This is a genomic window from Vibrio sp. R12-SW3-ISO1, from assembly GCF_059834005.1.
In genome coordinates this window covers 87,051-108,277 of record NZ_JCBDGK010000043.1, presented here as the reverse complement: position 1 = coordinate 108,277, position 21,227 = coordinate 87,051, and the positions used below count along the sequence as shown (strand labels likewise).

The following is a 21,227-nucleotide window of genomic DNA, read 5'->3' as shown; positions in this document are numbered from 1 at the left end:
TCTAAGGTAAGGTGAATCTTGCTACTTTGCCTGAAGTATACCCAGAAAGGTCGACAGGTTCACTCGCTAATGTCATTGAAACGTTTTCTGGTGCACCTAAAATCACGCTGTAAGGAGACTGACCATCCAACGCAACCGACTCGCCACCTTTTTTGATGCCGGTCACGAGGGTTTTACCACTAGCGTCTTTCACCTGAACCCAGCAATCATCGCTAAAGCTCATCTCTAGACGGTTCGTCACTGCAACCGCCGTATCCGTTATGCTCTCTTGCGGCGCATCAGCTTGTTCTGTTGAGTCTGATGCGGTCACTGTTTCTTCTGGGGACTCTAGCGCACTCTCTTCACGGATGATTTCAGTCTCTGACGACATCTCAGTTTGCGTGTTTTCGATCGTCTCAATACGACTCACATCGGAATCTTCACTAAGGATTGGTTCCATCGTTTCTTGAGTCTCTTGCGAAGGCTCATCTGGCATCGCCTCATCAAGCGAAACAAAGTCCAAGGTATCACTGCTGCTTGAGTCTGCACTCTGCTGCGTGGTTTCCTGCGCCGAAGATTGGCCCAAATCCAACATGTCATCCTGCTGATTTTGCCACCACCATAAGGAAGAGATCCCGGCAATCACGGCAAAAATACCCCACGTCAGAATCATAATGCGGCTGTCGTGCTTCTCTCGCTTGGTTTTACGTGAAAAGCTCTGCATCGATTGCTCTTTATGCTGAGCGGTGCCGCTGTGATCGAGCGCAGCCAATACGACTGACTCTTTTAGCCCCACTGCCTTTGCGTACGAACGAAGGTAACCGCGGGTAAAGGTAGCGACTTGGTCAGACTCGAAGTCATTTTTTTCCAAGTTTTCGATGATGGAGAGGCGAAGACGAAGCCTATCGGCAATCTGCTTTTGCGTTAATCCTAACTGCTCGCGCTTTTGCTTAAGTAGTGTACCCGCTTCAATATGTTCTTGTGGTTGATTGGTTTCTGTCGTTTCGTGTTCGGCAGTCATTATGAATTCATCTCTTTTAAGTGCAGGGCCTCTTCCGCGCGTGCTTTTCGTTATTCATTATTGGTAGCAATGGGGCAGAATTGGCGAAGTATCCGGGCAGCTAACTCATCAAAGAGGCAATATACGCCATCAAAAGTGTGAGGAAGCCACCAAAAGCATTAACTTTCAATTCTAATCTATATCAGAGATGAAACAACATGACAAAAGGTGATAATTCACAGCCAGCTCAAGGTTTTTCCTTAAATTGACATTAAGACGCAACATCTGATTACAAATTGTCGATAAAAAAGCCAGAGCAAAGCTCTGGCCTCCGGATTCATGCAAATTTAAGCATTCAATATGCGGTTAAACGGCTTTCACCTCGATGGTTTCACCTTTGGCCGCTTTTAACATGGCAGTACGTTTGGTGCGGTCAATGACATCGCCGACCAACTGTCCGCACGCCGCATCAATATCATCCCCACGCGTCTTACGCACGGTCACGGTGTGATCGTACTGCATTAAGGTTTTCTGGAAGCGATCAATGCGAGAGTTGCTTGGCTTCTTATAAGGCGAGCCCGGATACGGGTTAAATGGAATCAGGTTGATTTTACATGGTGTATCTTTCATCAGCTCTGCCAATTCACGCGCATGGTCCATATCGTCGTTAACGTGGTCAAGCAGCACGTACTCTACGGTCACCTTGCCACGGTTGGCATTGGAAGAAGCAATGTAACGGCGCACAGACGCAAGAAAATCCTCGATATCCCATCGGTCGTTAATCGGCATGATTTCGCTGCGCAATTTATCGTTCGGCGCGTGCAAAGAGATCGCCAACGCCACATCGATCTTACCTGTCATCTGATCAAGGCCAGAGACGACACCCGAGGTGGAGACAGTAACGCGACGTTTAGACAAACCAAAACCGAGATCATCTAGCATAATCTCTAAGGCTGGAATGAGGTTTTTCATGTTCAACAGAGGTTCACCCATGCCCATCATCACGACGTTGGTAATCGGGCGACGACCGGTCTCTTTTTCTAAGCCGATCTCACGGGCAGCTCTCCATACCTGACCAATGATTTCTGAGACTTTGAGGTTGCGGTTGAACCCTTGTTGAGCCGTCGAGCAGAACTTACATTCCAGTGCACAGCCCACCTGAGAAGAGACACACAAGGTCGCGCGATCGTCTTCAGGAATGTAGACCGTCTCGACATCTTGATCGCCCACCTTCATTGCCCACTTGATGGTGCCATCAGAAGAGTGTTGCGCCTCAGCGACTACCGGCGCTTTGATCTCACAGCGCGCGTGCAGTTTCTCGCGTAACTTTTTGTTAATGTTGGTCATGTTGTCGAAGTCATCGACACCAAAATGGTAGATCCACTTCATAACTTGATCGGCGCGGAATGCTTTTTCACCTAATTCTTCAGCGAAAAATTCACGCAAGCCCTTGCGATCGAAGTCGAGTAGATTGATTTTTTCAGTGCTCATGTAACCTCACAAACGACAGAACATTAATTAAGGGCGCGAATTGTACAGCCTTTATTCAGCGACAACAAGCGTTGTAAAGCCCTGTATTTCCTAAGGCGTTAATTCCACTTTGTTTATTAATTGAACACGCTATTTACGCCGCGGTGATTTGCTTAATTTGCTCCACAATCGCTTTCAGCCCATTGCCGCGCGAAGGACTTAGATGCGCGATAAGTCCAAGCTTTTCAAAGTACTCATCCATATCAAAATTTTGGATTTGCTGCGCTGTTTTGTGGTTGTAAGCCGCCATCACGAGGGCAATTAAACCACGTACAATACGAGCGTCAGAATCGGCACAAAAGGTCCACACGCCGTCGTGCTGCTCACAGACCAACCACACTTGGCTCTCACAGCCTGACACCGTCACTTGTTCACTTTTCAGCGCATCAGGCATCACGGGGAGTTGCTTACCCCACTGGATCACTTGTCGGTAGCGATCTTCCCAGCCTTTTAACCCTGACATAATTCGAATGACGTCGTCCGCCGTTATCGTCTGGCCAAACACTGAGGATGGTGCTTCACTCATTTCATTTCCACTCATTAGCGATATTTCTGAATCAATTTTTCCACAATACGCGAGACCGCCACAAAACCAAAAGTGGCCGTCACCACCGTGGCGGCGCCAAAGCCACTGGCGCAATCCATTCGCTTTGGCCCTTCTGCCGTTGACTTCACCCCACACACGCTGCCATCGGCTTGCGGGTACTTCAACTGCTCAGTGGAAAAGACGCAATCGATGCCAAACTTACGCTGCGGATTTTTGGGGAAATTATGGTGCCGGCGCAAGGTATCTTTGATCTTTTTCGCTAGCGGATCTTGAATGGTCTTGGTTAAGTCCGCGACTTGAATTTGAGTCGGGTCAACCTGGCCACCTGCACCGCCCGTCGTAATCACTTTGATTTTGTTGCTGCGGCAGTAGGCGAGCAACGCAGCTTTTGCTTTAACACTATCAATCGCATCCAACACATAATCAAACTCTTTGCTGAGGTACTCATGCTGATTGTCTGGCGTAATGAAGTCATCAATTAAATTGACTTTGCATTCTGGGTTGATGAGTTTGACTCGCTCTGCCATGACCTCAATTTTGCTCTGCCCAACAGTGCCAGACATCGCATGAATCTGGCGATTAATGTTGGTCACACAGACATCATCCATGTCAATCAAGGTCAACTCACCAATCCCTGTGCGAGCCAACGCCTCTACAGCCCAAGAGCCAACGCCGCCTATTCCGATAACACACACGTGCGCAGCGCGCAGGATCTCCACTTCACTGTGTCCGTAGAGTCGGCGTGTACCGCCAAAACGTTGGTTATAGCTGTCCGAGGCGGGGGTATCAAGTTGGCGCATGGCAAGGCTTCTCCGCTACAAATTTGGTGATGAGTAAATAGAAAGAGTGCGATTTATACGCACTCTTGTTTCAAATGTCTAGAATTGGCCAAGCCAACGCTTGACTAGCTGAAGGGAAAGATCCCCCTAACCAGCGACCACTATTCTCGCTTCTCTGGCGGCATGGCCCAAGGCGCTTCAGTCGCGCTGCCTTCTAATCCGAGTTTCCACACCCGGCCAAAGTGTTTGTAATGGCCCGCCTCAATACCGGCTCTCGGCCCCATGCCGTGGTACAGATCAAGGTGATTCTGTTTCACTGCGCCACCAGTATCAAGTACGATCAACAAGCGAAGTTGATGAGCACCACTCCAACTGCCGTCAGGGTTGAGCAGTGGCACTTCAGCTAAGATAGGCGTACCCATTGGAAAGAGGGTGCGATCCCCTGCCACCGACGCCATCGCCAATAACGGGATACCCGCCGAACCGGTCACCGGCGCATCGGCTCGGGGCTCAAAGAAAACAAACGATGGGTTTTGCTCTAACAGCTCACGTACCGTGGCTTCATCGTTGGCCATCACCCACTCTTTGATCGCTTTCATCGACATGTTTTCGCGAGCCACGAGTCCGCGGTCAATCAGAACTCGACCGATGCTGACGTAAGCTTTGTTGTTTTTACCGCCGTAGGCAAAGTATTCCAGCGTGTCGTCATCTTCAAAATGGACAAAACCGCTGCCCTGAACTTCCATCAAAAAGGGGTCGATAAGATTCGCAGCATACCCAAGTTCGAGCCCTTGTCCTTCCAAGGCGCCCGCATAGATTTGCGCGCGAGTTGGGCAGTCTTGGCTGCACTCAGGTTTGCCATACACTGGATACTTAAAGACATCATTCGGTTGATGACGAAGTTCCATCACTGGTGAAAAATACCCCGTAAACAGCACGTTACCCTGCTTGTCCCCGCCCCCTAATTGCGCTGCATGAATGCCGTATTGGCCAAGCTCTGTCGGCTCTCCACTGAGTAAAACCCACTCGTTGAGCTTGTCATAAAGCGGTTGATAGAGCGAAGCCATACTTGGTGAGTTGATGACCACTTGCTCCGCCTGACGATGAAATTCGCTGAAATCTCGTGGTTTGTCGGACACCACTAAATCGGCTGGATTGAGCACATTGGTCAACTCGCCATCGAGATACTGCTGAGCGCGATCGGTTGGCTGGGCACAGCCAAACAAAACACCGGCCGCAAGCAGAGGTAAGATTTTTTTGAGCACGTTGGTTTTCCCTTATTGTCGTTGGCGTTAAGCATGGCAAAGTGCCTGGCCGATAGCAACGAAAAAGCGTTAGCGAATGTTATGCTGGTATTTGGCGTCAAGACGATAGATAGGTTGATAATGAGGCTGTGAAATCAACTTCATTTCAGAGAACTCTTGATTGAGGATCTGAAAGCGCTTGGTGTCATCACCGAAACGGTATTCAAAGAACTGACCATCAAAGGCAAAATTGGTATCCACGACCCGCCCGTTAATCACGACACCATTTTCATTGAGGATAAAACGATCCGTCGCATACCCCGCGACATTTTGCTCAATCCAAGTACCGTAAAGGAAAGACTTAGGATAAGTGACTTGTAAGTAATATTGATAGAGCTGCGTGCCCAGCAGCGCAACCACTAACGCAAGTCCGACAGCCATCAAAAAGAAGCTGCGCTCTTTCAGTTTGTTTTTTATCGCGCCGTTTGCGTCGATGTTACTCTTCATGAATGGGTTCCAAACTTGCTCTTAATAGTAAGTCTTAGACCAAAATGCGCACTTTGGCGAGTCTAGCCAAGGTCACTGTTTGCTTTCCATCTCAAGAAAATCCGCTCGAGATAAGAAAAGCACTTGCCGAAACAAGAATAAAATTGCAATATTTCCACATACTAATTCACTCGTAACTTTGGACGCTTCTGTGAAAATTCGAAATACCGCCCTTGTGAAAGGGTTCAGACAATCGGCACCTTACGTCAATGCTCACCGCGGTAAAACCATGGTAGTGATGCTCGGAGGCGAGGCCGTCGCAGATGCAAATTTTCCGAATATTATCAGTGATCTTGCTCTTCTTCATAGCCTGGGCGTGAAAATCGTCGTCGTCCATGGAGCAAGGCCACAAATTAACGACATTTTGCAGCACAATCACAGCGAAACCCCCTATCACAAGGGAGTACGAGTGACGCAAGAAACCAATTTGAGCTACGTGATGCAAGCCGCCGGTCAACTGCAACTGGCCATCACGGCGCAGTTTTCCATGAGCATGAGCAACACGCCGATGGCGGGAACACAGCTCAACGTTGTCAGCGGCAACTTTATTATTGCTCAACCGTTGGGCGTCGATGATGGTGTGGACTACTGCCACAGTGGCCGCATTCGCCGTATTGATGTCGAAGGCATCAATCGCATGCTCGACCATGGCTCCATTGTGCTGCTTGGCCCGATCGCCAGTTCAGTGACTGGCGAGTCATTCAACCTACTCTCGGAAGAGTTGGCTACACAAGTCGCCATCAAGCTCAAAGCCGATAAGCTGATCGGTTTTTGTTCTGAGCAAGGGGTCATTGATGCCAATGACAATGTCGTGGCAGAGCTGTTTCCTAAAGATGCCGAGGCCATTTTGTCCTCACTGGAAACGGAAGCCAACCCTAGCAGCGACGACACCTCTGGGACACTGCGTTTTTTGCGTGCCGCCACCAAAGCCTGCCGCGCTGGAGTGCCACGCAGTCATTTGGTCAGTTATAAGGTGGATGGCGCGCTGATTCAGGAACTCTTCTCGCTTGATGGTATCGGTACCCAGATCGTTCATGCCAGCGCTGAGCAAGTGCGAATGGCGGACATCAATGACATCGGTGGCATACTCGAGCTGATTAGGCCGCTGGAAGAGCAAGGCGTACTGGTCAGACGCTCTCGTGAACAACTGGAGCAAGAGATTCATCAGTTCACCATCATAGAAAAAGACGGCTTGATCATCGGCTGTGCGGCGCTTTACCCCTACCCGCAGGAAAAAATGGCCGAGATGGCCTGTGTCGCGATTCATCCAGAATATCGTGATGGTAACCGCGGCCTGCTGTTACTTAACCACATGAAACTGCAATCCAAAGCACAAGGAATTGAGAAGATTTTTGTATTAACCACTCACAGTTTGCACTGGTTTAGGGAGCAAGGTTTCTTCGAAATGGGCGTTGAGTGCCTACCTTCTCAAAAACAGAATTTGTACAACTATCAACGCAAATCAAAGATTTTAAGTATCAAACTTTGATTTTTACTGCCGTTTTTCTCATTAGGAATGAAGGTGAAAACGGCAGTTGCCAAGATTTTCAAAACTAAATTATTAACTATTTTAATAGGTTAACCACTGAGCTATCGATTTTTATCGATAAGCACTTTATTTAATATATTGGATTGGTTAACATTTGCGCTCCCGATTCAGGGGCTCTATGGACTAACCTTCACTTACGACCTGAAAGAACTCGGCGTAAGTCGCACGGATTGCTTGAAGTAGATAAACACGATACTAAGAGCATATAACTTGATGAAAACCATCATCTGTAACTCGATTCAAAGTTTTTGGGATATGGCAGACAACGAACTGTTAGCCGGGCTCGACGTACATTGTGTCTTCCCCGTCACAGAAGGGTTGAAGGCGTTTATCCTCAATTACCAAGAAAAATACGCGATTCGCAGCATCTCATTTACTCAAGCGCTGTAACCGACGGCGCTCGACGCTGCCCAAGCGCAGCCAGCAATCAGGGACGATTGCTCATCCCTTCTCTCACCTTACTCTTTTTCCTTCAAGCGCTGTGTCAAACCACTGGCCCGAACCGTTCGCACTTTTATTCCTCTTGCCATCACCGACTCATCCACATACAGACTTAAACGTGATTTAGCGCGAGTGACGCCAGTATAAATGAGCTCTCGAGTTAAGATAGGGCTAAACTCCGGCGGCAAAATCATCAAGGTATGATCAAATTCACTGCCCTGCGATTTGTGAACCGTCATCGCGTAAGCGGTTTCATGTTCAGGCACACGGCTCGGTAACACCGCCTTTACGCTGCCATCTGGCAGTTCAAAAAAGACTTTCAGCTTGTGCCCTTCTTCGTCAGGATCACGAATGCACAAACCGATGTCACCATTGTAGAGGCCTAACGCGTGATCGTTGCGCGTCACCATCACGGGCCTACCGTGGTACCAAAGCTCATCTTGTACCTGAATCAGCTTGCGCGCAGCCAAAGCGCGCTCAATACGGGCATTGAGCCCTTGCACACCAAAGTCCCCTTCTCGAACGGCGCACAACAAACGACAACGTGCAAATGCCGATAACGCGTTGCGAGCGAGCGTGTTGAGATCTTCCTGCGCCTGATTCGCCTCATTTAACAGCGCAAGGTAGCCGCGATACTCTTCCACCAGAGATTTTATCAGCAGTTGGTAGTGCTCTGTGTCGATAGGGTATTTGGCAATATCCTCAAACCCTTGCCGCCACACTTGCTCAACCTTGCTTACGCCTCCCGAGTTGATGGCTTTGGCCAATTGACCAATCCCCGAACGCGCATCGAATCGATAACTCTTTTGCAGCATGCAGAGACTGTCCGCCATCCCTGATTGGCTGGAGCTTGCTCCATGCGCGAGTGAATCAAACCCTGTCAGTTGGGCGAGTAGTTTGCCCTGCAAGGCGCTATATCCCTCTTGATGGAAAGAGCAGATGTCGCCCAATACCGCGCCCGCTTCCACTGACGAAAGCTGATCTTTATCGCCGAGTAAAATCAGCCGAGCCTGCTTGGGCATTGCATCCACCAGCTTATGCATCATAGAGAGATCGACCATCGACGCCTCATCGACGACCAAAATGTCCAAATGTAGAGGGTTATCGTGATGATGGCGAAACTCGGCGCTATCCGGAATCGCGCCAAGCAAACGGTGAATGGTGCTGGCTTGTGTCGGTATGGCCGCTTTCAACTCTGGACTCACCGCCAATTGCTCCACCGCTTGGCCAATCGATTCAGTCAGGCGCGCGGCGGCCTTTCCTGTCGGCGCCACCAATTTAATGGTTGGCACATGACCATTAATGCGATCTTGTTTTGCTTGCTCAATCAAGGCAGCAAGTAACTTGGTCACGGTGGTCGTTTTGCCTGTACCGGGTCCACCAGAAATCACAGCAAATCGACGAGTGAGCGCCACCGCCGCCGCCACCTTTTGCCAACTGACGCATACCGCTTGGGGGACGAGCTTATCCAAAGCAGACAACTCGGCCACAGTTTTGGCCTGCTGGAGTATTTGGCCTATGGCAACCCAATCGAGCTCATCAGGCGTAACCACATCTAGATGGTCACACACTAATTGCTGAATTATGACGGGGGTTACCGACTGACTTTTTCTAATATTGTCAAAAAGATAGCGATAATTTCGCGCAAATAGATGATCAAGAAGTTCGGTCAACTTCGCTTGCTCATCAGGCTTTAGGATCATAGGTAACCCAAAGCTCAATAAGCGTTCGGATAAGGTCGTTTCATAATGCCAGAAACGGTGCAAGTAGAGTCGCTCACCATCAAACATCAAAGGCAGCGGCTCACCCGCACTCCCCACCCACGGCGAATTCGCTAAATGGGCAGCCCAATCAATTGTATGTAGAATCTGATTGAGATTTAGCGCTGCCTCGCCATACAAACCGAGCTTGTGTGCCAGATCCGCCTTTTGACCATTGGCATCAAAAAGGGGTAAACAGATATTGCCTTTCGCCTGCTCTGCGCTGGTCAACCCAGCGATAAACGCCAGGTGGTCATCGTTAGACTGCTGATGGATAAAACGAGCAAATTGGTAGTCCAACTGGCGAATCACGCCTTTTGCTGCCAAGAGTTGCAGCTGTGAAACAAGTAGCGCCATGTCTAGATCAACTCCCCTTGGCCCGCTGGGTTAAATTTGGTTTCAATCGGCTTACCCTCTATCAATCGATCTAAATCCTCCAACATGGCTAAGCTCGGTTTCGCCGAAAAAATGCCGTGTTCGCTCTGGCCATCCATACCGCGTAAAAAGAGATAATAGACACCGCCAAAATGGTGCTGATAGTCGTAATTCGCTAAGCGGCTGCGCAAAAAACGGTGTAGGGCTAAGGCATAAATCTGATACTGGAGATCGTAGCGATGATCGGCCATCGCTTGGTTAAGCGCCTCACCATGGTAATCACTGACGTCACTGCCAAGGTGATTCGACTTCCAATCCAGTACGTAGTAGCGACCTTGGTGCTCAAACACCAAATCGATGAACCCTTTTAACATGCCGCGCACTGTTTGGAACCCGAGCTCACCGGCGCGCGCGGACAGGGTATCGTGACGCGTGATCACTCGATTCAGGGATGACGCGTCTAAAACGGTAATGGGCAGTAAAAACTCCATCTCCACCAAACGCTGAGATGGCCCTTTTTCATTCAGTCGCAGTGCATCACCATCTAAGGGCGTCGCTAGCACGGTATCGACCAACGATTGCAATACAGGAAGCCAGCTCTCATCCAACTGCTCCGCTTGCAATAGCGATTCGATGATGGCGCGATTGTGATCGCTATGGGCAGACTCGGTAAATTCAACGTCTTCAAATAACGTATGTAAGAAAGTGCCCGGCCTTGCGCCGCGGGGAAAGGTGAAAATCGACTTTTCTGGTTCAGTGAGTGACGCTTCGTCGTGATCCTGCGCCGAGTCCACATCAAGGCGCAGTACATCCTCAAAGCCTTGCGCCGCATGACTAGACGATTGTTTGACGAGACCGGAATAACTGGTGATGCGCCAATAGCGGTCCAGTTGTGTGGTAAATGCTTTGGCGCCAAGTGGCGGCATCTCTGGTGGAGGAATCATCAGCGGCTGAGCGTGCGAATTTGGCAGGTCCGCCACACCAACACAAGCCAACGCCTCACTTTGCCGGCAAAGCGCCTTGGTCAAATCTACGATGCCTCCCTCTTGGCCATCTTGCAGTAGATAACCCATCGCACTTTTGTGTACGCCCGTCGGCTCTTTGGTCGAGCGACCATTGCGCAGTGGCGCGGCGCCGACAAAACAGCCATATACCGCACGCGTCAATGCCACGTAAATCAGACGCAGATCTTCTGCAAGACGCTCGTTATCCGCAAGGGCCAAAGCCGCGCTTTGCCCCGTAATATCAAGCATGGTCACATCTTGCTCGGCATCGTAATACTTCGCCTCACTCGCTTCACGATAGCTCAATGCAAACGGCAGAAAGACTAAGTCGTACTCTAACCCTTTCGATTTGTGAATGGTGACGATCTGCACCAGATTACGCTCCGATTCCAAGCGCTGAATTTGCTCATCACTGCCACCAAGCCCCTGCTCCGCATCGCTGATGGATTGCGCCAACCAACGCAACAAACCATGATCGCTGTCGAGTTCACCACTCATCTGTTGCAATAACTCACCCATGTGCATCAGATCCGTCAAGGTTCGCTCACCGTTTTGCTCTTCTAGCAGGCGCTCTGCAATATGACGCTTGCTGATCACACTGCGCAACATCGGCAATACGCCGCGTTGCTGCCAAAGTTGGCGGTAACCTTTAAACTCATTGATCGCGTTTTCCCACTCGTTTTCATCGTTGTTCAAGCTATCAAGTGTTGCCGCATCAAGGGCAAACAGTTCGCTGGCTAAGCACGCTCTTAACGCTCTGTCGTACTCGGGCGTCAGCACCGCTTGCAGCAGACGCTGCACATCGCTAGCAACAACAGAGCTGAACACACTGTCTCGGTTGGAGAGATAAACACTGGCAATACCTTGTTCGGCCAGCGCTTGTTTGATCATCCGACCTTCATTCCCAGTGCGCACCAACACAGCAATATCACCGGCCTCAATCGCCTGCTCGCCTTTCGCGCCCACCAACATGGCTTCGTTATTAGCCGCAGCCTGAAGAATTGTCTGGATCTGGTTGGCCGTCGCACTCGCCATCGCCTCAAGGTACTCACCTTTGGCCAGCGGCTTCTCTTCGGCTTCTTGTAACCAATACGTCAACGCTGGTTGTCGTGTGCCGCTTAAAGTCCAACCTTTGCGCTCAGAACCCGGAGAGGCGTTGACGGGATAAAAAGGAATATCTTGATCGTAGATAAACGGGCTTTTCGGCACTGAAAACACTTGATTGACCGCTGCCACCATATCGGCGCTTGAGCGCCAGTTCGTGCCTAAAGTGAAATGCGACGTCACTTGTTGGCGCGCTTTAATGTAGGTAAAAATATCCGCGCCACGAAACGCGTAAATCGCCTGTTTCGGATCGCCAATCATAAACAGACCGCACTCAGGACGATCTAGGTAAATACGGCTGAAAATACTGTATTGCAGCGGATCGGTATCTTGGAATTCGTCGATCATTGCAACGGGATAGAGAGTGCGAATGCGCTCACGCAGCAACTCAGTATCATCAAGGTCGATCGCCGCAGAGAGCTGAGTCAACAAGTCATCAAACGAGAGCCACTGCTTCTGAGCTTTGGCCGCTGCCAGCATTGTGCGGCAATGCTCTATCGCATGAGCCAACATCGGCGCTTTCAGATCCACCGGGTGAGCGAGGTGGGCTTCAATACGTGCAAATAACGGGTGCTCAGGCGCTTGGCCTTTCGGTGTTTTTTCAAGCAGTGCGTTTTGCGCAAACTTCTCCAGCGCCGTAGGTATCTCATAGTTTGTCGTTGCCTGGGCTGCCCAGGCAGAAACACTCTCTATCCAGGTCGGTAGCGATTTTTTACTGTAACTGCGCTTATTGACGTCTGACTCGTTGATGATCGCCAGCACCTCGTCTTGATGCGCTCGCCAAAGTGCCTTGAGTTCATCAATTTGAGCCAGATTACGCTCATGCAGATCCGCTAAGCTGCCCTGCATTGCAGGCACGCTTAACGCCAAAGGTGCACCAGTCAAATAGTTCGAAATCGCGGCTAACAGCTCATTCGGCGCCCGCCAAATTCGGCGAATTTCACCTGCCAGTTGCGGGGGTAATGGATAGAAATTACGCCGCCAATAATCTGCGACCACTTGCGCTTTTAGATGGCTTTCATCAGTGACAAGTTCATTGCTAAATCGACTGCCTGACTCAAACGCATTTTGCGTCAGCATCCGCTGGCAGAAACCATGAATCGTGTAGACGGCGGCTTCATCCATCTGCCTTTCCGCTTGCAGCAAAATTTGCGCAGCTTGGGCGTGATCCGTCACCGCTTCCAGCAAAGGCTCGATCACTGGGTCGCTGCTTTGGCCACGAGCAAAAGCAAGGCGCGCGTCATGAATACGCGCTCTGATCCTATCGCGTAGCTCCGCCGTGGCAGCCTCAGTAAAGGTCACCACCAAAATCTGATCCACAGTGAGCGGATGCGCGTGCCGAGTCTGATCGTCGCCATGCCCGAGTAGCAAGCGCAAATAGAGCCCTGCAATGGTAAAGGTTTTTCCTGTTCCAGCTGAGGCTTCAATCAGCCGAGCACCATGCAATGGAAAAGTCATCGTATCGAGTGCGGTCGGTGTGATATCACCACCACTAGAAAGAGTGGAACGAGACGATGCGGTCATAAAATTCTGCCCTTTAACTGTACGAGTTCACACATTGGCTCAATGGCACATTGTATGAATTCATGGATGTTTCACCTATCACGATTCAGCTCGACAATATTAGTGCTAATACTCAATGTGATCCGGTTAATAAAACGCTATTTTATCTGTTAACCCCATAAAAATACGGGGAGTTCTGCGATCTTACTCACAGCAGCCTATAGAGTGAGTCGTTAGTATTCGCAGCACGAGTTGAGGCAGTGTGTCTGCCCATCAACCCAACAAATCATGGTCCCTCTGACCTGTGGCCGTACAGCGAACGCCCTACACTATAATGATTTTCTGGCGGCCACTTTACCTTCTGCTATTTTTACTTTTCATTTTCACTGTCCCTCTACGACACATCGGCAGCATCCTGTACAGCGAGACGAGGTGCTTGAATGACGCGAGCAGCCAATGTACGCACTCGAGCGGCCAGTTCCTCATCCCATTGCGGCCAAATACGACGAATATAACTGTCGTTGCCTTCGCCACTCGACATGTAGCCATCATTGAACGTATCGGCCATTTTTTTCAGCGATTTGTCTTCATCGTCCGCCCACTTACCGCGACTAAAACCCGCTTCTATCGCCGCTAAAGCGGTACGGGGGAAATAAGGTAAAGGTTCACTCATGCCTTGGAAGTAAAGACCCACCAGCTCATTGAGTAGTGCGTACGCTTGCTCACGAGACTCTAGTGCAGGGTAGACCAGATGCTGCGCCCCTTCTTTTTTGTCATAGCCGATCAGGTGAGTGCGCAGCGCACGACCACTGGCGGCCATGGCCAAATGATCAAGCCAAGCGGAGAGATAGTCTTGAGATCGAATCCGCCCAGTACGAAAACGCACAAGCCCAGATTGGTACACTTGAGTCAACCAGCCGACCAGCTGTACGGGTTTGCCATCGCCAAGCACATCCAACGTGAGAGTGACTTCATGATCCTCACAAGGCGCTTGACACAATCCGTGCAAGGTTTTCGCTAACTCTTCACTTTGCACTCGGTTGGTTTCAAACTCAATGTCACCAAAGGCGCCAATAGGCAAACGCCCTTCGGCGCGATGCTTCGCCACACATTGCGCCATCAAGCGACTAGGATCGCGATCAGCTAATGTGTGAGCGGTCAGCAGTGTCGTGAGCAGCTCATCGCGCAACTGATAGCTTTCCAGTCCGCCCAGCACAAAGGGCTCTTCATCGTTCATCACAGGTTGCGGCGGCTCAAACGTCACCTTTAAACGGCGGTTGAAAAAGTACTGAACGGGCAGGCGCCAAAAGCGTTGCAGCTCGACTAAATCCAACTCGAGTGGAAAGTGCGCGCCGAGCAAGTAGTCACTCAACTGACGCTGAAAATCACCACTTTTTTGCCCCTGGCGCAAGGCGGCAGGTAACCACTCTTGAGCGTAACTTGCCCGCTCGCCAAGAAACGCCTCAGCGCTGAACGGCACCATGGGATGAGACGTGCTCAAGTGGTGAACAAGGCGCGAGCCGGACTCATCACAGCCTAAATCTGAATCGCCTTCCAAACAGTAGTTTTGATGGCAGTATTCCATTAACTCAGAGACCAACACCGATGGCATGCGCGGCGTGTTGTCTTGAATTGAGCGCCCGACATAACTGATGTAAAGCGTGTCCTGCGCCGATAACAGCGCCTCTAAGAAAAGGTAGCGGTCGTCATCTCGGCGCGAACGGTCGCCATGCTTAGCGCGACCATTCATCAAATCAAACCCTTCCGGCGGCACAGACCTTGGGTAAACGCCTTCATTCATTCCCAATAGACACACAGTCTTAAATGGAATGGAGCGCATCGGCATGAGGGTACAGAAGTTGACTTGGCCGGCAAGAAAGCGCTGACTTACCCGCGTACCAGAGAGTTTGTCACGCAAATACTGCGTCACAATCGCAGCAGAGAGCGGTGCACTGAACGCGGCATCATTCAGCTGCTCTTTGAGCATCGCCAACGTATCACGAATGGATTTGAGCGCCGCTTCGCCATCCAAATCCACTAAAAAGAAATCATCCAACAGCTGAGTCAGCACTTCGCGCCACTGATCCACACCTTGGCTCTGCGCTAACTTGGCGCGATAAAGCGCAATGGTTTCAATATAGTGAGCCAGTTTGCCCGCCAGTTCGGCGCCAAGGCCTTGAACTTCGTTGAACGGCGCCAGTTCACCTTGTTCGGTGTTCAGCAGCCCTGCCGATGCAGGCATTGCATAGCCCAGCAACATGCGGTTGATACCAAATTGCCATGTATTTTGGCCGGTTTTAGGCAAATCAAATTCTTGCGCGGTGTGGCCGTCGAGCCCCCAGCGAATCCCCGATTGCTCTACCCACTGTTTAGCGCGAATAAACTCGTTATCGTCGAGACCAAATCGCGCCAAGATCGCTGGTGTTTCCAGCAGCTCAAGCAGCTCCGAGGCCAAACAGCGCGATTGCGGCAGCATGGTCAACAATAAGAAAGCATTCAAGATCGGGCTTTCTTGGTTGGCACTGCGATCCGAGATAGAAAAAGGGATGAATCGTTCACCCGGCGCATTGCCAAACACCGCTTGAATGGCCGGACTGTAGGCATTGATGTCCGCCACCATCACAATCACATCACGCGGTTTGAGCGACGGATCCGCTTCAAACATTGCCAACAGTTGATCGTGCAGCACTTCCACTTCTCGCATTGGGCTATGACAAGCATGTAAGGTCAGGGAGCGGTCTTGCAGCGAAACGCGACGTTTATGGTGGCTCGTGTCGAGCAACGTATCATCTTGATGCTCTTCAAGATTGAGGATATCGGCCTGCAATTCGTGCAGCAATGAGTCTCGCTCGATATCCACAAAGGCTTCAATCTCATGGGATTCCAATTGAGAGAGCAGGTACATGTTGTCGCGCCCCAATTTGCCCATTGAGGCCAGCAAGCTGTTCCCCACCACATCGGTGTGCAGCTCATCCATTATATTCTCTTCAAGGCTACCTTTGAGCGGTTCGCTCTCGCCTTGCCACTCTGAGTGATCCTCTTGCCACACCAGATGTTTGCGCCGCTTCGCCGCCAGTTTTGCTAAGAATTTACGGTCACGGACCTCCCCCCAATAGTAGCGACATGGGTTGGTGAACATGAGGTGGACATCAATGTGCTCACCGATCGCTTTAAGCGCATCCATATAGCGAGGCGGCAAAGAAGTGATACCAAACACAAACAAGCGTTTAGGCAGATGGTCAAAACCACCCGTTCGATGTTCAAGCGCTTCGATAAATTCTTGATAAAGGTTGGCACGATGGTAAGGCGATTGCCCTAGTGCTAGCGTCTGATCGTAGAGCGCTTGCCAAAGGATGGGTTGCCAAGGGTGTTCATCGTGTATTTCAGCGACACCTTGCCCCGCCTCCCAACTGGCGATCCACTCAGGTCGATAGACCAGATACCCATCAAAGATGTCGGCAATTTTTTCCGCCAATTGATAGCATTTACTGCTGTCTTGATCGTCAGCCAAGTAACGGCGCAACGGTTCAAATTCGTCCCTTTCTAGCTGAGATGGCAACACTTGCATCAACTTCCATGTCATCGCCTCTTTATTAAACGCACTGCGAGTCGGCACATCGGGTAAGACCTGGGTAAACAAGTTCCAGATAAAGGTCGCGGGAAGAGGAAACTCTATGTTTGCAGCCACACCGAACGCTTTCGCCAGTTCCATTTTCAGCCATTGAGACATGCCGGGGCTCTGAACCAAAATCTGCTCGGCTTCAAACGGGTTCTCAAGCGGCTGATGGCGAATGAGCTCCACCAACAAAGATTTCAACACATCGACTTGATTGGAATGATAGACAGTAAACACAAGGCGCTCACACGATAAGAGGACGATAGGGTGAGATTAGCATAAGTGAGTGAATATAGTGACGTTTACAAGCTGACGAAGTCGGGTTTCATTCGACTTGCACGATAGTCTAATTTCGCCAATGATAGCCATTGGCGCTTCTATTTATCGAATCAATATTATGGCTGTAAACCTCACACTGAAACAACTGAAGGTGTTCCTTGCTGTCACTCGGCATGACACTCTCACCCACGCTGCTGACGCGCTGTATCTCTCCAAAGCGGCGGTTAGCATGACCTTGTCAGAGCTTGAGAAACAGCTCGGACACTCGTTGTTTGATCGTGTGAATAACCGTCTGCTGATCAATCAAGAGGGAATCAAACTACTGCCGATGGCCGATGAACTGTTAGAACGAGCCAGAGATATTGAACACCTGTTTGATGACACTCAAGGGTTAAGCGGCGAACTGAGAATTGGCGCTAGCGATACCATCGGCAATCAAGTAGCACCGTTTCTCCTGCGCTCCTTTCGTGACGCAACGGGCCATGAGCAGCAAAGCTTATTGATCTCCAACTCCGCTTTGATCTGTGAAAAACTGGTCGACTATGAACTGGATATCGCCTTGATAGAGGGTAAAACGCTCCATCCAGCTCTAAACTCGACCCCATTTAGTCGCGACGAGATGTGCGTTATTTGTTCGCCCTCATCACCGCTCGCACGTCACGAACGAGTAGCAATGGATGAGCTGGAACACAGTCGCTGGGTACTGCGCGAGGCGGGGTCTGGCTCTCGCGAGTTCTTTCTACGCGTTATCGCGCCGCGATTAGAACGATGGCAGGAATCATTTGAACTCAATACCACCGAAGCCCTGATCAACAGTGTCGCCGCTGACTTAGGTTTAGGCTGTCTATCACGCTTATCGGCACAACCAGCGATCAATGATGGCCGAGTGATTGAGTTGCCGCTGCCACTCGATATGACACGCCGCTTTTGGTTATTGGTGCACAAAGAAAAGTATCAAAGCCCGCTACTCAAATCCTTTATTGCTTTTTGTCAGCAGTGGAAAAATTAAGCATCTGTCTCTCATAGCGCGCACGCACACCTAGACTTAAGCGGCTCAAACCTGTATAAACAGCCAGTAATAAAACCTATCAATTTAAGTTAGAGGACCAACCATGGCTGTAATCGTCAAGTACGTGGTAGAACGCAACGGAGAAGAGAAAATGACTTTTACCTCTAAAGCGGAAGCGGACGCCTATGACAAAATGCTCGATATGGCGGACGAGCTTTTCGAGCTTCTAGGTAAAAGTGAACTGATGGAAGATGAAGCCAAGCAAGAAGATTTGGCGATGTTCCTAGCGCAAAATAAAGAAGAAGTGCTCTATGCATTAGGGGCAAAGCGCAAGCCCACTCCGAAGAAGAAAAAAGTGGTGGCCGTGGACACGGAAAACACCCCAGAAGAACAAGACGACGCGGCGTAATGCCCTCTCTTTATCGTTACCAAGCCTCTGCGATTGCAGGGGCTTTGTTTTTTATACATCCTCATAAATACCATGCTCACCAACAAAGGCCCCCATAAACAAGGAAAGTATCCTTGCAGCACTTTACCCTAATACCGAACACGTTCTCTCGCTACAATAACGTAAATCCCTTTGGTAACAGAACCTATGACCACACACATTGAAGTCTGTATCGATCACATTGAATCTCTTCATCACGCCCTCAAGGGCGGTGCGACACGAATTGAGTTGTGCAGCGCGTTAGCGCTTGGCGGCCTCACCCCCAGTGCCGGATTGATGCGCCTGGCGGGCCGTTACTGTGCCCTGAGAGATAGTACACAGAGAAAGAATACCCAGAGAGACTTAGATTCAAACGCAAAAGGCATCCCTATTTACGCCATGATTCGCCCTCGCCAAGGCGACTTTATTTTCAGTGAACAGGATTTAGAGTGCATGTTGCACGACATCGACACCGCCGCGCAAAGTGGCCTTCAAGGCGTCGTAATTGGCGCGCTGACTGCCGATGGGAAAGTGGACACCCACATGACCTCACAACTCGTCGAACGCGCGCACGCCCATCAGTTGGGTGTGACCTTCCATCGCGCGTTTGATCAATGCCAAGATCCCGGTGAAGCCTTGGAAACCATCATCTCGTTAGGCTGTGAGCGAGTCTTAACCTCTGGCCTTGCGTTGACAGCCCCTGAAGGTGTTGCGGTGCTAAAACAGTTAGTGACCCAAGCGCGCGAGCGCATTGTGATTATGGCGGGAGCGGGAGTGAATGCCAGCAATGCGCGCGAGCTCATCAACCAGGCCGGCGTGACCGAGCTGCACCTATCAGGAAAAACCCTGCGCCCAAGCTTAATGCGCTCACACTCTCAAGCGGCGATGGGCGAGATTGATGACTATCAGATCCCAGTCACGGATCCAGATGCGATTGCCCAAGTGGTCAAAGCGGTAAAATGTGCCCATTCAAACACTATTGTCCCGAATAAGTGCTAACATATTGATAATAATAAAAGCTTAAAGGGATGCACCATGGCAAAGAACAAGCTTGATAAAGCCTTTTACGAAAGTGAACTGGAACGCTTGCAGATTGAACTGGTCAAGTTGCAAGAGTGGGTAAAGCAAGACGGTCTGAAAGTCGTGGTGATCTTTGAAGGCAGAGACGCGGCTGGAAAAGGGGGCGTGATTAAGCGCATCACCGAAAAACTCAATCCTCGCGTGTGTCGTGTCACAGCGCTCCCTGCCCCAACAGAAAAAGAGAAAACGCAGTGGTATTTTCAACGCTATGTCGCGCATTTACCCAGCGCTGGCGAAATAGTACTGTTTGACCGGAGTTGGTATAACCGGGCTGGTGTTGAAAAAGTGATGGGCTTTTGTAGCGAAGCGCAATACGAAGAGTTTCTCCACTCTTGTCCGGAATTCGAGCGCATGTTGCAGCGCTCAGGCATCATCTTGATTAAGTACTGGTTTTCAGTCTCAGACGAAGAACAAGAGAAGCGCTTTCTTGGTCGTATCAATACCCCCATCAAACGTTGGAAATTCTCGCCTATGGATCTTGAGTCCCGCAACCGCTGGGCGGAATATTCAGAAGCGAAGGATAAGATGTTTGCCTACACAGACACCAAACAATCGCCGTGGTGGGTTGTCCCTTCAGATGATAAAAAACGCGCGCGCCTCAATTGCATCAGCCATCTCTTAAGCCAAATTGACTATCAAGAAATCTCTTATCCAGAGATCGTGTTACCGGACATCAACAAAGAAGGCTATATTCGTAAGCCGATGGACGACCAGACGTTTGTCCCAGAGAAGTATTAACGCTTAGATCCAGAATTCAACGCATCATCAATGCTTTGTTCGCCCAAGTGGCGAACATCTTTGCCTTTGACAAAGTAAATGATGTATTCACAAATGTTTTGGCAGCGGTCACCCACACGTTCAATTGCCCGGGCAGACCACATCACTTGCAGGATGTTGGGGATATTTTTCGGGTCTTCCATCATGTAAGTCATCAACTGACGAATCACGGCTTCGTACTCGGCATCTAACTTATCATCCAGCTTGTACACTTCTGCGGCGGCATCGACATCCATACGAGCGAACGCGTCCAACACTTGATGAAGCATGGTAATCGCTTGGCGACACAAAGGCTCGAGGGAAACTTGAAATTGGCGCTCTTTAGAGGATGGACTCTCAATCGCAACATAAGCCATCTTGGTGGCAACGTCGCCAATACGCTCCAAATCGGTAATGGTTTTGATGATGGCCATAATCAGGCGAAGATCTTTTGCGGTCGGCTGACGCTTGGCGATAATCCGAGTACACGCCTCATCAATCGACACCTCCATCGCGTTCACTTTATGATCGTCACGTACCACTTTTCGTGCCAATTCGATGTCCTCTTTGTGCAGCGCTTGCATAGCAAAAGAGAGTTGCTGCTCAACTAAGCCTCCCATGGTAAGTACGTGGGTACGAATCGACTCTAGTTCGACATTAAACTGACCTGAAATATGACGACCAAAATTCATAAACTGT

At 50.1% G+C, this 21,227-nt stretch carries 16 protein-coding genes; 6 read left to right on the top strand and 10 right to left on the bottom strand.

Annotation, left to right across the window (positions count from 1 at the left end; genetic code table 11):
• Position 1: 1 nt before the first annotated feature.
• The 6 genes from rodZ to AC6R0R_RS13175 all read right to left on the bottom strand — a co-directional run bounded on the left by rodZ (position 2) and on the right by AC6R0R_RS13175 (position 5,586).
• Complete coding sequence (rodZ, locus tag AC6R0R_RS13200; protein WP_500627020.1) at positions 2-1,000, bottom strand: cytoskeleton protein RodZ; 999 nt, start codon at positions 998-1,000, stop codon at positions 2-4.
• Positions 1,001-1,345: 345 nt separating this feature from the next.
• On the bottom strand, positions 1,346-2,470 hold the full coding sequence (rlmN, locus tag AC6R0R_RS13195; protein ID WP_487901679.1) for a dual-specificity RNA methyltransferase RlmN: 1,125 nt from the start codon (positions 2,468-2,470) through the stop codon (positions 1,346-1,348).
• Positions 2,471-2,603: 133 nt separating this feature from the next.
• Positions 2,604-3,035, bottom strand: a complete 432-nt coding sequence (csdE, locus tag AC6R0R_RS13190) for a cysteine desulfurase sulfur acceptor subunit CsdE (protein WP_500627019.1) — start codon at positions 3,033-3,035, stop codon at positions 2,604-2,606.
• A gap of 14 nt (positions 3,036-3,049) precedes the next feature.
• Positions 3,050-3,856 (bottom strand): tRNA cyclic N6-threonylcarbamoyladenosine(37) synthase TcdA, encoded by an 807-nt coding sequence (gene tcdA / locus AC6R0R_RS13185; protein ID WP_334551318.1) that lies wholly within the window; start codon positions 3,854-3,856, stop codon positions 3,050-3,052.
• A 140-nt stretch (positions 3,857-3,996) separates the two neighbouring features.
• Complete coding sequence (gene mltA, locus AC6R0R_RS13180; protein WP_500627018.1) at positions 3,997-5,100, bottom strand: murein transglycosylase A; 1,104 nt, start codon at positions 5,098-5,100, stop codon at positions 3,997-3,999.
• 69 nt (positions 5,101-5,169) lie between these two features.
• Positions 5,170-5,586: a DUF2850 domain-containing protein gene (locus tag AC6R0R_RS13175; protein WP_500627017.1), complete on the bottom strand. Its 417-nt coding sequence runs from the start codon at positions 5,584-5,586 to the stop codon at positions 5,170-5,172.
• Positions 5,587-5,776: 190 nt separating this feature from the next.
• Here AC6R0R_RS13175 and argA point away from each other — a divergent pair, with 190 nt between their 5' ends.
• Both argA and AC6R0R_RS13165 read left to right on the top strand, forming a co-directional pair.
• Complete coding sequence (argA, locus tag AC6R0R_RS13170; protein WP_500627016.1) at positions 5,777-7,114, top strand: amino-acid N-acetyltransferase; 1,338 nt, start codon at positions 5,777-5,779, stop codon at positions 7,112-7,114.
• A 273-nt stretch (positions 7,115-7,387) separates the two neighbouring features.
• Positions 7,388-7,564, top strand: coding sequence for a hypothetical protein (locus AC6R0R_RS13165; protein WP_334551325.1), 177 nt, complete (start codon positions 7,388-7,390; stop codon positions 7,562-7,564).
• A gap of 68 nt (positions 7,565-7,632) precedes the next feature.
• Here the strand turns inward: AC6R0R_RS13165 and recD are convergent, their stop codons facing one another.
• From recD to recC, 3 genes are all read right to left on the bottom strand, one after another.
• Positions 7,633-9,732 (bottom strand): exodeoxyribonuclease V subunit alpha, encoded by a 2,100-nt coding sequence (recD, locus tag AC6R0R_RS13160; RefSeq protein WP_500627015.1) that lies wholly within the window; start codon positions 9,730-9,732, stop codon positions 7,633-7,635.
• 2 nt (positions 9,733-9,734) lie between these two features.
• Positions 9,735-13,382: an exodeoxyribonuclease V subunit beta gene (gene recB / locus AC6R0R_RS13155; protein ID WP_500627014.1), complete on the bottom strand. Its 3,648-nt coding sequence runs from the start codon at positions 13,380-13,382 to the stop codon at positions 9,735-9,737.
• A 373-nt stretch (positions 13,383-13,755) separates the two neighbouring features.
• Entirely contained in the window at positions 13,756-17,214 is a 3,459-nt protein-coding gene (gene recC, locus AC6R0R_RS13150) for an exodeoxyribonuclease V subunit gamma (protein ID WP_500627013.1), read from the bottom strand.
• A 160-nt stretch (positions 17,215-17,374) separates the two neighbouring features.
• Here recC and AC6R0R_RS13145 point away from each other — a divergent pair, with 160 nt between their 5' ends.
• From AC6R0R_RS13145 to ppk2, 4 genes are all read left to right on the top strand, one after another.
• On the top strand, positions 17,375-18,265 hold the full coding sequence (locus tag AC6R0R_RS13145; protein WP_334551492.1) for a LysR substrate-binding domain-containing protein: 891 nt from the start codon (positions 17,375-17,377) through the stop codon (positions 18,263-18,265).
• A 103-nt stretch (positions 18,266-18,368) separates the two neighbouring features.
• Entirely contained in the window at positions 18,369-18,674 is a 306-nt protein-coding gene (locus tag AC6R0R_RS13140) for a YebG family protein (RefSeq protein WP_334551342.1), read from the top strand.
• A gap of 186 nt (positions 18,675-18,860) precedes the next feature.
• Positions 18,861-19,691: a copper homeostasis protein CutC gene (locus AC6R0R_RS13135; RefSeq protein WP_500627012.1), complete on the top strand. Its 831-nt coding sequence runs from the start codon at positions 18,861-18,863 to the stop codon at positions 19,689-19,691.
• Positions 19,692-19,727: 36 nt separating this feature from the next.
• On the top strand, positions 19,728-20,510 hold the full coding sequence (gene ppk2, locus AC6R0R_RS13130) for a polyphosphate kinase 2 (RefSeq protein WP_500627011.1): 783 nt from the start codon (positions 19,728-19,730) through the stop codon (positions 20,508-20,510).
• Here ppk2 and phoU read toward each other — a convergent pair.
• The gene (phoU, locus tag AC6R0R_RS13125; protein ID WP_500627010.1) at positions 20,507-21,220 is read right to left on the bottom strand and encodes a phosphate signaling complex protein PhoU; all 714 of its coding nucleotides are present in this window, start codon (positions 21,218-21,220) and stop codon (positions 20,507-20,509) included. The two genes, ppk2 and phoU, sit on opposite strands and share 4 nt — an antisense overlap.
• Between the last annotated feature and the right edge of the window lie 7 nt (positions 21,221-21,227).

Coding starts and splice junctions, on each gene's coding strand:
- rodZ (WP_500627020.1), bottom strand. CDS start 1,000: ATGACTGCCGAACACGAAACGACAGAAACCAATCAACCACAAGAACAT.
- rlmN (WP_487901679.1), bottom strand. CDS start 2,470: ATGAGCACTGAAAAAATCAATCTACTCGACTTCGATCGCAAGGGCTTG.
- csdE (WP_500627019.1), bottom strand. CDS start 3,035: ATGAGTGAAGCACCATCCTCAGTGTTTGGCCAGACGATAACGGCGGAC.
- tcdA (WP_334551318.1), bottom strand. CDS start 3,856: ATGCGCCAACTTGATACCCCCGCCTCGGACAGCTATAACCAACGTTTT.
- AC6R0R_RS13175 (WP_500627017.1), bottom strand. CDS start 5,586: ATGAAGAGTAACATCGACGCAAACGGCGCGATAAAAAACAAACTGAAA.
- AC6R0R_RS13165 (WP_334551325.1), top strand. CDS start 7,388: ATGAAAACCATCATCTGTAACTCGATTCAAAGTTTTTGGGATATGGCA.
- recD (WP_500627015.1), bottom strand. CDS start 9,732: ATGGCGCTACTTGTTTCACAGCTGCAACTCTTGGCAGCAAAAGGCGTG.
- recB (WP_500627014.1), bottom strand. CDS start 13,382: ATGACCGCATCGTCTCGTTCCACTCTTTCTAGTGGTGGTGATATCACA.
- AC6R0R_RS13145 (WP_334551492.1), top strand. CDS start 17,375: ATGGCTGTAAACCTCACACTGAAACAACTGAAGGTGTTCCTTGCTGTC.
- AC6R0R_RS13140 (WP_334551342.1), top strand. CDS start 18,369: ATGGCTGTAATCGTCAAGTACGTGGTAGAACGCAACGGAGAAGAGAAA.
- AC6R0R_RS13135 (WP_500627012.1), top strand. CDS start 18,861: ATGACCACACACATTGAAGTCTGTATCGATCACATTGAATCTCTTCAT.
- ppk2 (WP_500627011.1), top strand. CDS start 19,728: ATGGCAAAGAACAAGCTTGATAAAGCCTTTTACGAAAGTGAACTGGAA.
- phoU (WP_500627010.1), bottom strand. CDS start 21,220: ATGAATTTTGGTCGTCATATTTCAGGTCAGTTTAATGTCGAACTAGAG.